A 12,471-nucleotide genomic window follows, 5' to 3' on the forward strand; every position below is an offset into this window, starting at 1 on the left:
CTGAAGGCTAAAATTTGTATACTTTTGTCGTGGCTAAATAAAATTTGAGTTGAGGCTCAAGTAAAATATTTTTGTAAAGTTTTTAACTTTCAGATACAAAACTTAGATTTTGTCTCATGTCAATAGGAGAAATTATTCTGAGAATTGCTGGAGTGAAGCTACAGAATCTACACACTTCTTAATAAATTACCAGGAAAAACGCAAAACGTTCTAATCTAAAAGCTGACTGGGTTAATTTTACTGACAGTTTTGAAAGCGGTACTCTGAGGGCATGAACACACCGATGTGTCAAGCATCAAAGAGACCCAGACTTAACACATAAACGATTATGATGGGAGTTTTACAAATCCGATGAGTGTTAAGGCGAGTGGTGGAAGCTCAGTTGCGCGTCCGCAACTATATCAAACCCTAGCTGTGTCAACCATTTCCCAAGCGGAGCAGCAAGACCGTTTTTTGGGAACCGGTGAATTAAATGAACTGGCAAGCTATTTTGCATCTGGTGCAAAACGTTTAGAAATTGCCCAGATTCTCACCGAAAATTCCGAGATTATCGTATCTCGTGCGGCTAACCGAATTTTTGTTGGTGGTTCACCAATGGCTTTCTTAGAAAAGCCCCAAGAACAAGAATTGGCGATGGCTGGTGCTGCTGTTGGCTCTGGTGGAGATGTCAGAGAAGGCATGAAACTAGGAACCGTTACCTACGTTGAAAGTCGTGGTGGGTTTTTAGAAAACTTGCGCTCTATCTTCAACACCTCCCCCAGCGGCCCAACACCTCCAGGCTTTAGACCAATTAACGTAGCTCGTTACGGCCCCGGTAACATGGGCAAGAGCTTGCGGGACTTGTCTTGGTTCTTGCGCTATGCTACCTATGCGATCGTGGCTGGCGACCCCAACATTATTTCTGTGAATACCCGGGGTTTGCGGGAAATCATTGAAAATGCTTGCTCTGGCGAAGCAACTATCGTAGCTTTGCAGGAAATCAAGGCAGCATCGCTGTCCTACTTCCGCAAAGATGCTGAGGCTACAGATATTGTGTCTCAGTACATGGATGTGCTGTTAACAGAGTTCAACGCACCTACACCTTCGACCAAACTACGTCAACGCCCTTCTAGCGACCAACAAGGTTTACAACTACCCCAGATTTACTTTAATGCCGCAGAACGGCGACCCAAGTTTGTCATGAAAACTGGGTTGTCAGCCAGCGAAAAAACTGAGGTAATTAAAGCAGCATATCGGCAAATATTTGAGCGCGATATTACCCGTGCTTACAGCTTGTCGATTTCTGACCTAGAATCTAAGGTCAAGAATGGCGACATCTCCATGAAGGAGTTTGTGCGTCGTCTGGCAAAATCTCCTCTTTACCAAAAACAGTTTTACCAGCCTTTTATTAACAGCCGAGTTATTGAACTAGCTTTCCGTCACATTTTAGGGCGGGGGCCAAGCAGCCGTGAAGAAGTACAAAAATACTTCTCGATTATTTCCAAGGGTGGTCTGTCTGCCTTAGTAGATGCTTTGGTAGATTCTGACGAATACTCCGATTACTTTGGTGAAGAGACAGTACCTTATATCCGCGGTTTAGGTCAAGAAGCTCAAGAATGTCGTAACTGGGGGCCGCAGCAAGACCTGTTTAACTACAGTGCGCCTTTCCGCAAAGTACCTCAATTCATTACCACATTCGCCGCTTACGAACAGCCATTACCAGACCAGCACCCCTATGGTTCTGGAAACGACCCCTTGGAAATTCAATTTGGAGCGATTTTCCCGAAAGAAACTCGTAACCCCAGCAGTCGTCCGGCTCCATTTGGTAAAGATACCAGACGGATCTTAATTCACCAAGGGCCTGGTATCAATAACCAATTGAGTAATCCTAAAGCGCGGGGTGTAGCCCCTGGTACTCTTGGGCCTAAGGTGTTCAAGTTAGATCAACTCCCAGGCACTATTGGCAAAAAAGCACCCAAGGGTGTGAGCGTCAAGTTCTCCGAAAGCTCTACACAAGCAGTAATTAGAGCAATTTACTTGCAAGTTTTTGGTCGTGACGTTTACGAAGGTCAACGGCTGAAGGTGCAGGAAATCAAGCTGGAAAACGGCGAAATTACAGTCCGGGAATTTGTGCGGGCTTTGGCTAAGTCGGATTTATTCCGCAAGATGTACTGGACATCGCTGTATGTTTGTAAAGCGATCGAATACATTCACCGTCGCTTGTTAGGTCGTCCTACCTACGGTCGTCAAGAAAATAACAAGTACTTTGATCTTGCTTCTAAGAAAGGCTTTTACGCGGTGGTTGATGCCATCCTTGACAGCGTGGAGTATAGCGAAGCATTTGGTGAAGATACTGTTCCTTACGAGCGTTATTTGACTCCTGGTGGTGTGGCCATGCGACAACTGCGCGTGGGTAGCATCCGGGAAGATGTGGTAGCGACAAAAGTTGAGAAGCAAGAAACACCACGCTTTGTGGAATTGGGTGCAGTTAGCCAAAATCGCACAGAACCTGATATCCAATTCCGGGTTAATCAAGGTGTCACCAAGCAGCGCGAACAAACCAAAGTCTTCAAACTGGTAGCCAATACTCTTGACAAAGTTGCAGTGCAAACTGTAGTTAGTGCTGCCTACCGCCAGATTTTTGAGCGCGATGTTGCACCTTACATCATTAAAAACGAATTTACCGTACTGCAAAGTAAGCTAAGTAACGGTGAAATTAGCGTTAAGGAATTTATTGAAGGTCTGGGTTACTCAAACCTTTACCGGAAAGAATTCTATACACCCTATCCCAACACCAAAGTAATTGAGTTGGGAACTAAGCACTTCTTGGGACGCGCACCCATCGACCAGGCAGAAATCCGCAAGTATAACCAGATTTTGGCTACTCAAGGTCTGCGTGCGTTTATTGCTGCTTTGTTGAACAGTGCAGAGTATAGCCAAGTATTTGGTGAAGATACAGTACCTTACCGTCGCTTCCCAACCCTACCTGCGGCAAACTTCCCCAATACAGAGAAGCTTTACAACCAACTCACCAAACAAAATGAGGATGTGGTTGTACCTAGCTTTAAGCCAGTCAAAGCGCGAATCGAGTCTGTTAATACGCCAATTTTAGCAAAAGCGATCGCTGATTTGGCTTTCCAAGCGCGTCAAATCGATAAGAGCAAGCCGCTATTTATCGAGTTGGGTCGTTCCTATAACGATGGTCGTGGTCAATCTGTAGAAGTTGGTGTCGGTACTAGCCGTCGTAAACCGGCTCGGATCTACCGCCTAACTGATGGTAGCAGCCAAACAGAAAGACAGCTAGTAATTAACGCTGCTTACTGTCAGGTCTTGGATGTATTTAGCGGTCAGGTTCCCGATGATTACCGCCGTAGCAACCTCGATAGCAAATTGCGGAACGGGGAAATCTCAGTCCGCGAGTTTGTCCGCGAACTAGCTAGTTCGGAAATCTATCGCAAACGCTTCTATACGCCTTATCCCAACACCAAAGTGATTGAATACCTATTCCGTCACCTATTGGGTCGCGCACCAGCCACTCAGGGCGAAATCCGCCAGTATAACAAGCTGTTGGCTGATAGCGGATTAAGAGCTGCTGTCGAAGCAATTATCGATAGTCCAGAATATGCTCGCTACTTTGGTGAGGATGTGGTTCCATACCCACGCTTCCCATCTTTACCAGCGGGTAACTATCTCGGTAGTGTACAGGCGGCGGCTGACCTTGTGAAACAATCTTGGTCTAGTCTATCGCCTGCTGTGTTAACCGGTCGTCCAAGCGATCGCTAACACTTAGCCAATAGTCAATGGTCAATAGTCAAAAAGTTCACACTCTTGACTATTGACCATTTGTAATACCCCTTTCAGATTGCCAATTTAGTTATAAATCTGAAAATGAATATTACAAACTGTTAAGAACAGTCATAAATGCTCAACAGAATGCCGGAGAATATTTTGCGGAAGGTAGCTAAGTTTAAAAGCTCGTGTAGTTGAAATTGACACCAGCAACATCGTAAAGTATTAGCTACAGCAGCTACTCAACTGTTGTATCTAAAAAACAACGAGAAGACGTAGCTACACTCAACCAAAATTAAAACCGCACCAGTTTCATATTCTGGTTTCATTAGTACTGGAGGAATCCATTAATGAGTATCGTCACGAAGTCCATCGTGAATGCTGATGCAGAAGCTCGCTACCTTAGCCCCGGCGAACTGGATCGGATCAAGAGCTTTGTTACCACTGGCGAACGTCGCCTCCGCATCGCTCAAGTTTTGACCGACAACCGTGAGCGCATTGTTAAGCAAGCTGGCGACCAATTGTTCCAAAAGCGCCCTGATGTCGTATCTCCTGGCGGTAACGCTTACGGTCAAGAAATGACAGCTACCTGTCTGCGTGACCTAGATTACTACCTCCGCCTAATCACCTACGGAGTAGTTTCTGGTGATGTTACCCCCATCGAAGAAATCGGTGTAGTTGGCGTTCGTGAAATGTACAAATCCCTCGGCACTCCCATCGATGCTGTTGCTGGTGGTGTTGCTGCGATGAAGAACGTTGCTGCTTCCTTGCTGTCTGCTGAAGATGCTTCTGAAGCTAGCGCCTACTTCGACTACCTAGTTGGTGCAATGCAGTAGGTTGAGGTTTTCTCCCTGCTGACACAAACTGTTGCAATACGGTTGGAAATAAGGAAATAACAACATGCAAGACGCAATTACCTCTGTCATTAACTCTTCAGACGTTCAAGGTAAGTACCTCGACACCGCTGCTCTAGAAAAGCTCAAAGGTTACTTCTCCACCGGTGAACTGCGCGTTCGTGCAGCTACCACCATCAGTGCTAACGCAGCAGCGATCGTTAAAGAAGCTGTTGCTAAGTCTCTGTTGTACTCTGACATCACCCGTCCCGGTGGTAACATGTACACCACCCGTCGTTACGCTGCTTGTATCCGCGACTTGGATTACTACCTCCGCTATGCTACCTATGCTATGCTGGCTGGCGATCCTTCCATCCTGGATGAGCGCGTATTGAATGGTTTGAAAGAAACCTACAACTCTTTAGGTGTACCAGTTGGTGCTACAGTACAAGCTATCCAAGCTATCAAAGAAGTAACTGCTAGCTTGGTTGGCCCTGATGCTGGTAAAGAAATGGGCGTTTACCTAGACTATATCTCCTCTGGCTTAAGCTAAAAACTAGTGTGCATCTAATTAATTAGGTGCGGCTTTATTAAGGTCTGGAAATCAAGCGTGAGTGCTAGAACGTTTTGTCGCTTATCTTAATTGCATAAATCACGATGAGTGTTAGTGGTCTAGTATTGATGTTTGATTTCCAGCCTTTGAGAGATTAATTAAAGATTTGTCTAAAAAATATACTCCCGCTTCATTTTGAGATAAAAAAGTTTTCACACTCACCACAGGAGATTCCACACATGGCGCGGTTATTTAAAATTACTGCTTGTGTTCCTAGCCAAACCCGGATTCGTACTCAACGCGAACTACAAAACACCTATTTCACCAAACTGGTTCCTTACGACAACTGGTTCCGTGAACAGCAACGTATTCAAAAAATGGGTGGCAAAATCGTTAAAGTGGAACTGGCGACTGGTAAGCAAGGTACTAACGCTGGTCTGCTTTAGTTCTTATATACAAATAGAACTTTACTGTAGGGAGTTCCCAAGAGGTCAAAAGAGACCTCTTTTTTTGTCAGGGGTCAGTGGAAGCGCACAAGAGATATTTGTAGCGATATAGTATAGCATGTGACAGGGTTAAAAGTCTTTTAGTGCATGAGTTTTATTATTGGCCGATGTCCTAACTGCCTTGGCTACTGCTATACCAGATCATTTTGCTGACCCTTTTGAAAATCAATGGAGGTATCAAACTGGCTATAAGGTAAGTTGGAAATCTAGGGAAGCAAGCACTAGCAACTAATAACTGTTAATATTGATACTTTTGCAAATTCCTGATCCGCAGTTACTAGCTTTGCAGTTGCCTGAAGCGCCATTGCTGCGATAATTGTATCTGGTAGTTTGAGACGATATTGCTGACGAAGTTGGATAATTTGCTGAATCAATGCTGTATCACCAGCCATTAAACTCACAACTTCAACTCGTTAGATAAATTGCTGAAAAACTTGAATATCACTTTGACTCAATCCAGAGAATGCAAGAAATTCAATTTGACTAACAATCGAAATTCCTATCCAATCAGCATTTTGTAACAATTGTAGCAACTGCAAATTACCTTGCAGCAGTGTGACGATCGCATTAGTATCTAACAAGTAGCGACTACCACTCATCTCGCAACACTCTTTGCATTGCAAGTGTATCTCCCTGCCAAACTAATTTCCCTGCAATATCAGAAAAATCATAATTAGATTTTTGTGTGCTGTCCGATGTAACTGGACTCAGAACAATTACAATATTCACCTGTCCAGGCGATAGTTGTGTTGGGATGTCAAGATGTAAATGTCCAGACGCATGAACGGTTGTCGTTAGTTGTAAAACTTCCATTGTTACCCCAGCTATTGAACTTTGGTTTTATTTTAATGCGATCGCATGAACTTGTTATAGTCTCTAATGTTTAACGTATTCATTACAACCAATTCCCAATCAATACATAAGCAGACCAAAAACTGGGTGCTGTGTAATTGGGGTGTTTTAATATTTCTAGTTGAGCATGACGGAGAGCTTGAGCTTTGCTGATGTTGCCTTTTTTAAGTTCTCGATAGAAGTCGCCAATAAATAAAGCCGTCGATTCATCATCAATTTGCCATAGAGAAGCCAGAGTACTACGCGCTCCAGCTCTAATTGCTGCGCCTGCAAGTCCCAAAGCGGCGCGGTTGTCCCCTGCTGCTGTTTGACAGGCGCTCAACACTAGGAGTTCTACAGCCTGTGCTTGAGTTTCATCCCGACTGCGGAGTAGGCTGTCAAATTGCTTGACATTAATTGGGCCATCGGCGGCTAAAATGAAGGTTTGATCAGCATTGGAACTAAACTGACCGTGAGTGGCTAAATGTACCACATTGAAAGGAACGGAGTTGACTTCTTTTTCCAGTGCTTTGCTGGTGAATTGCTGATCTAACAGATTGGTTGTGGTAACTCCAGCACTGGTAATAAAATCAATTTCTGACTTAATAGCAGGCAATAACCCAAAGTGAGAAAAGTCTGGTGGCGGTTGAGTTAATCCCGCAAATAAGGCTTTAAGTTGCTGTTGTAACAAAGGTTTGGGATTTTGCAATTGTAAACCAGCACTTAAAGCGATCGCATATTTCTCAATCAGATATTGTTGACCATCATAGAGGGATGCGACGGGGATATTACGTAATACGCCATCCAGTACAAATACAAGAGTATCAACCTTCTTGGCTGATAACTCTGACTCAATAGGTTTGAGCAGCCAGTTATAAACCGTTTGTGATTGGGTTTTGACGGCTCTAGTAGCAGTGGGATTCACTAAAACTTTTCTCAGATTTGCAACAACTTTTTCTACTTCCGGTGGGGTAATATTTGTGCTGTAATGCTTAAGATGTTGACCAGGTAACTTGACAATTACCTGAAGTTGTGTAGGGAGAATTATCGGATAAAAAATAGCAGCATTAGGGTTATCTTTGTCCACAACTTGATCAAGGAGAACGTTTTTACCTTCTAAACAAGCTTCTTGGAAGAAGTTATCTAATTCTGCTAGTTGTAGTGCTTCGATTCGCTGACGTGTTTTATCTAAGATTTTGCCATCTGATTTTTCGCCTTGAGATTGCAATAGTAATTCTACTGACTGGCGATAAATCGGTTCAACACTATCCCGAAAGTTAAATTGTATGTCTTGATTAATTGTTGCTAAGTCACTACGGAGAGACTTAATAGTTTCCACAGCCCCATCATAAGCAGCGATCGCTCCTGTAAAATCTTTTTGTCGCCACAGCAATCTGCCTAACTGCCACTGCAAGCGATAAGCAATATCTGGTGTAGTAGTTGCCTGTGCTAATATTAATCCCTGCTGAGTCAGGCTTTTAGCTTCCGACCATTGTTGAGTCTGTTCGTACAAATAACCCAAGCTCAAAAGTGCATTGGCTTCGGCACGGCGATCGCCTAAACTGTGAGATTGTTTGACGGTATCAGCGAGAATCTGAGCAATTTGTAAACGATTAGTGGCTGGAGACTGGGAGAATTTTTTTTCTCTACTGTCACTACCCAGTTTGATCAAGCTTTGGGCGTAATTAATCTGGGCATAAATAGCAGCGCGACTAGAGGGGAGTTGGTTAAGTTGGGATTGAATAGAAGGTAATAAAGCTTCCACCTCTGCTAATTGTTGACTTTCAATCAGTAGGCTGAGGTGATTGAGTGTTGCTTTGATTTTTGCTAAAGGTGAGGCTGATAGTTTGATAGCTTGTTGATAATTAGCGATCGCTTCTGATGTACGCTGCTGTTTGCGTGCATTATTTCCCAGACTAAAAAAACTAGCTGCCATATCATGATGAGATTTTAAGCGTTGAGCAATCGCCAGACTCTGTTCTAGAACTTCGTGGGATTGTTGTAGATTTCCCGATATTAACAACGCATTACCCAGCGATCGCAACCCTACAGCTTTTTCTAGAGAATCTGGTTGCGATTGCAACTGTTGATTCACTGTTTCTAGCATTTTTACCGCACGACGATAAAAGCCTTGAGTCCGCCATGCTTGCGCTTGATTGATTTGCGATCGCACCACACCACTATAATTTTTGGCTTGCTGATAAATTTTTCCTGCTTGCTGCCAAGTTATTAAAGCTACCTCTGCTTTCCCCATTGCCAGTTGCAGACTACCTTGAATTTCTAGGGATTGTGCCAATACTTGCTGATTTTGGCTGCCTTCAAACAATTTCAAGCTCTCAGTAATTGCTTGCTCTGCCTCTGTCAATTCGCCTAGTTGCTGGTAAGCAAGAGATAAATTACTGAGGGTGGTAGCTAGTCTTAAATTATCTTCTTTTTGCTTGTATTCTTGTGCTGCTTGTTGTAGTACTTGCACTGCTTCAGCAAAGCGTCCCGCATCATAAAGTATCTTGCCTTGTTGTAAGGGTGAAGCAGTAATAGTTGCGTTCGTCAATGAAGATGAAGAGTAGATATTATGAGGTAAAACTGCTAATACAGGCGAACCGAGAACACACAACAGACTTAGCAGAAAATACAAAAATAAACGTAAAAGCCTGTATATTTTTCCAGAATTTGACCAAAAATTCCTGTTTATGGTCTTCATGAGAATGGCAATAGGTAGATGACAATTGAGAAAGTAGATAATTGACTGTGAAAAAATTAGATAATTTCACCAAGAGCATCGACAACCCATGCCCTGTGCTTCAACAATTTTATATTGTTTGTTGCCGCGACTTTCCCCATGAGGCAACTAGGAAGAAAAATTTAAGTAAAAGGATAGATGATTACACCAATGCGTATATTTGTTTTAATTTTTAATGCTCATACAGAGAATGAAGGGATTCACACGGTTCGAGTTGGCGATCGCAATAAAATTCTCATGTTTGAATCAGAAGATGATGCTCTCCGCTTTGCCCTGATGTTAGAAGCTCAGGATTTCCCCACACCGACAATCGAAGCGATCGATTCTGAAGAAATTAAGGAATTTTGCGAAAGTGCTGGTTACGACTGGGAAATCATTCCCGAAAATAGCGATTTAATTCTTCCCCCAGAACTTAACGTAGAAGAAACTGACTGGCAAATTGATGCCGAAAATGAAGATACTGATGAGAGTGCATTCGACACTGAACAAGTTCCACTAGCCGCAGAAACAGAATTTTCTGACTCTGAACTCGAAAATATTCGCCGCAAACTAGAAGGATTATTGTAATCAATCATTAGTCATTGGTAACTGACTAATGACTAATGACAAATAAAAATGACACAGGAAACCGAAAAAATGGCAGATTTGCAGGAACGTGGGCATCTTTTAACTGAGCAGGTAAATCCTCACAGTCTCAACTTAGATCAACTCAGTTGTTTGGAATTAGTAGAACTTTTTAATAGTGAAGACCAAAAAGCAGTAACGGCCGTAGCTGCGGCTAAAATTCAGATAGCCCAAGCAATTGAGCGCACAGCAGAGCGTTTACACCAAGGCGGACGCTTATTTTATGTGGGTGCGGGAACAAGTGGTAGGTTAGGTGTATTAGATGCGGCTGAGTGTCCCCCGACTTTTTGTACACCACCAGAATTAGTGCAGGGAATAATTGCTGGTGGTGCTGGCGCACTGGTACGTAGTTCTGAGGACTTAGAAGACCGCACCGAAGATGGAGAGGCGGCGATCGCTCAACGACAGATTACACAATTAGATGTAGTAGTTGGTATCACGGCTGGTGGGACAACACCTTTTGTTCACGGGGCGCTGAACGCCGCCCGTCAACGGGGAGCCATAACTATATTTATTGCCTGTGTTCCTGCCGAACAAGTTAGCATCGATGTTGATATTGATATTCGCTTGTTAACTGGGCCAGAGGTGTTAGCTGGTTCAACTCGGTTAAAAGCTGGCACAGCTACAAAGCTGACTTTAAATATTCTTTCCACCGGCGTGATGGTGCAGCTGGGCAAAGTTTATGGCAATCGCATGGTGGATGTAGCGGTAACTAATCAAAAACTCCGCGATCGCGCTTTGCGAATTCTTCAAGACCTCACAGGCTTAAGTCGAGAAACTGCGGGTTTACTCCTAGAACGTAGTGGTAAATGGGTGAAGCTGGCTTTATTGATGCATTGGACTGGTTTAGAAAAACAAGAAGGCGATCAGCTTTTATCAGAACATCAAGGTAATCTCAGAGCAGCTGTAGCCAGTTACAACAACAGATAATCGTTTGAAGATGCTTGGATTCAATTGAAGCGCCTCTATCCATCAATTAGTTCTTGACGGACTACTAGTTAGGGTACAGTTTCTGTATCAGACTCTCTTAACTGTATTGGTACAGAATTGAGCTTCTTAGCAGATACTTCTAAAACTGGTGGCTCCTGTGTAGCGGTTTTTTCTACAAGATTTAGCGGTTGGTTTTTTCCACCTAAGGTATCACGTTGATTAATTAGATAAATGCTGATTAATGTCAATCCCACACCTGTCCACTGCAACGGACTGAGAATTTCTGAGAGGAAGAGATTACCAAAGAGTAGGGCAAATACTGGTGTGAGGAAGGTTAAGGAACTGAGACTAGTCAGACTACCACTAGAAGCAAAATAGAAAAACAAACCGTAAGCGATCGCACTACCAAATACTGTGGCATATCCTAAAGCTAACCAATCAGGTGTCACAATATTCTGCCATTGCTGAGATTCTGTAAATGCGGAAATTCCCCATAATGGTAAACCACCGATAATCATGTGCCATCCGGTCGCACTTACAGGATCAGCATACCGTGTCACAAATCTAATCAATACCGTCCCTATTGCCATCGACAGTGCTGCTAACAGCATTAACCATTCACCACTGGCAAATAAATCCTGCCAGTTACCCATTGTGATATTTCCTTGTGTACCGAGCAAATGAAAAATCCACTCATCCGGTAAACCAATTAAGCTAATACCTGTGACTCCTAAACCAAGTCCTAACCATCCCCAAAAACCAATGTGTTCCTGAAATAGCCACAGCGATAGCAACGCCACTGCTAAGGGTTGCGAGTCAATCATCACTGACCCTAGTCCAGCACTGGTTCTCACTAACCCCTCTGCTAAAAAGCCTTGGAATAATGTCCCATCTACCAAGGCAAATAAGGTAATCCATAACCATGCTTTCCATCCCTGCGGCTGGGATCTACCCATCAGTGCGGTGGCGACCAAAATTAACACTCCCGCTGGTAGCAAGCGCACACCCGCCATGAATAGTGGTGTGGTATTGGGTATCACTCCTTTCATGGCGACCATTGCTGTTCCCCATAGGAAAAAGGGAGCAATTAACAATAGGGGAGCGAAGGGTAGTCGAGATGCACTGAGTTTCAGTTGCATGGGTTTGCTGAGACCTTTATTTCACAAGAGCAGAGATTGCTTTAACCAATTCTACCGAATTGTGACTTTTTGTGAAGGAAATAATACTCAGAAAATGTCGTTTGCGTCTGCTTGGGTTGTACTTGGCTGTTATGCTATCCATAACCCTTGAATTTTTGATTTTATCCCGACTGCGGTTGATAGCCGCAGCAAACTCAGCTATCAACTGCATAAACAGCACAGAGGTAGCAATGCTACCTCTCTACAAAAAAATATTTAGTGCTACAGATATGTTTTTGTTTTTATAAAAATTGATAAAAGCTACCCGATGCAAATAGTTCCGGGAGATGCTGTTTGATTGTAGAACAATTAATTGGTAGATGCACCCTGATAACTAACTCCCCTGGCTGGCTAACACTGGCTGGGGGATTTTTTTTGGTAGATAAAAGCTACCCGATGCAAATAGTTCCGGGAGATGCTGTTTGATTGTAGAACAATTAATTGGTAGATGCACCCTGATAACTAACTCCCCTGGCTGGCTAACACTGGCTGGGGGATTTTTTTTGGT

Annotated in this window: 11 protein-coding genes; 6 read left to right on the plus strand and 5 right to left on the minus strand. The window is 43.5% G+C overall.

Going from position 1 to position 12,471, the window contains the following annotated elements:
* Positions 1 to 351: 351 nt before the first annotated feature.
* The 4 genes from IQ259_RS19975 to IQ259_RS19990 all read left to right on the plus strand — a co-directional run bounded on the left by IQ259_RS19975 (position 352) and on the right by IQ259_RS19990 (position 5,600).
* Positions 352 to 3,762 carry a phycobilisome rod-core linker polypeptide gene (locus tag IQ259_RS19975; protein ID WP_193887745.1) on the plus strand — a complete coding sequence of 1,137 codons (3,411 nt, stop codon included), beginning with the start codon at positions 352 to 354 and terminating at the stop codon, positions 3,760 to 3,762.
* A gap of 356 nt (positions 3,763 to 4,118) precedes the next feature.
* The gene (gene apcA / locus IQ259_RS19980) at positions 4,119 to 4,604 is read left to right on the plus strand and encodes an allophycocyanin subunit alpha (protein WP_193887746.1); all 486 of its coding nucleotides are present in this window, start codon (positions 4,119 to 4,121) and stop codon (positions 4,602 to 4,604) included.
* Between the two features lie 64 nt (positions 4,605 to 4,668).
* Positions 4,669 to 5,154, plus strand: a complete 486-nt coding sequence (apcB, locus tag IQ259_RS19985) for an allophycocyanin subunit beta (RefSeq protein WP_193887747.1) — start codon at positions 4,669 to 4,671, stop codon at positions 5,152 to 5,154.
* A gap of 239 nt (positions 5,155 to 5,393) precedes the next feature.
* Positions 5,394 to 5,600, plus strand: a complete 207-nt coding sequence (locus IQ259_RS19990) for a phycobilisome linker polypeptide (RefSeq protein WP_193887748.1) — start codon at positions 5,394 to 5,396, stop codon at positions 5,598 to 5,600.
* Between the two features lie 281 nt (positions 5,601 to 5,881).
* On the opposite strand, the gene IQ259_RS27265 is transcribed toward IQ259_RS19990, so the two are convergent.
* The 4 genes from IQ259_RS27265 to IQ259_RS20005 all read right to left on the minus strand — a co-directional run bounded on the left by IQ259_RS27265 (position 5,882) and on the right by IQ259_RS20005 (position 9,192).
* Positions 5,882 to 6,061 carry a PIN domain-containing protein gene (locus IQ259_RS27265; protein ID WP_339383952.1) on the minus strand — a complete coding sequence of 60 codons (180 nt, stop codon included), beginning with the start codon at positions 6,059 to 6,061 and terminating at the stop codon, positions 5,882 to 5,884.
* Between the two features lie 12 nt (positions 6,062 to 6,073).
* Positions 6,074 to 6,259, minus strand: a complete 186-nt coding sequence (locus tag IQ259_RS27270; RefSeq protein WP_228014657.1) for a hypothetical protein — start codon at positions 6,257 to 6,259, stop codon at positions 6,074 to 6,076.
* A complete protein-coding gene (locus IQ259_RS20000) occupies positions 6,249 to 6,473 on the minus strand; it encodes a hypothetical protein (protein WP_193887749.1) in 225 nt (74 codons plus the stop codon). Before IQ259_RS20000 ends, IQ259_RS27270 begins: the two co-directional genes overlap by 11 nt.
* 82 nt (positions 6,474 to 6,555) lie before the next feature.
* Entirely contained in the window at positions 6,556 to 9,192 is a 2,637-nt protein-coding gene (locus IQ259_RS20005) for a CHAT domain-containing protein (protein WP_193887750.1), read from the minus strand.
* Positions 9,193 to 9,369: 177 nt separating this feature from the next.
* On the opposite strand from IQ259_RS20005, the gene IQ259_RS20010 reads away from it, so the two are divergent.
* A complete protein-coding gene (locus tag IQ259_RS20010) occupies positions 9,370 to 9,798 on the plus strand; it encodes a DUF3110 domain-containing protein (RefSeq protein WP_193887751.1) in 429 nt (142 codons plus the stop codon).
* Positions 9,799 to 9,867: 69 nt separating this feature from the next.
* The gene (murQ, locus tag IQ259_RS20015) at positions 9,868 to 10,785 is read left to right on the plus strand and encodes an N-acetylmuramic acid 6-phosphate etherase (protein WP_193887755.1); all 918 of its coding nucleotides are present in this window, start codon (positions 9,868 to 9,870) and stop codon (positions 10,783 to 10,785) included.
* 68 nt (positions 10,786 to 10,853) lie between these two features.
* Here murQ and IQ259_RS20020 read toward each other — a convergent pair whose 3' ends face one another.
* Complete coding sequence (locus tag IQ259_RS20020; protein WP_193887752.1) at positions 10,854 to 11,924, minus strand: DMT family transporter; 1,071 nt, start codon at positions 11,922 to 11,924, stop codon at positions 10,854 to 10,856.
* Positions 11,925 to 12,471 lie beyond the last annotated feature (547 nt).

Origin of the sequence: Fortiea sp. LEGE XX443 (genome assembly GCF_015206815.1) — a bacterium.
In the GTDB taxonomy this organism is placed as follows: domain Bacteria; phylum Cyanobacteriota; class Cyanobacteriia; order Cyanobacteriales; family Nostocaceae; genus Nostoc_B.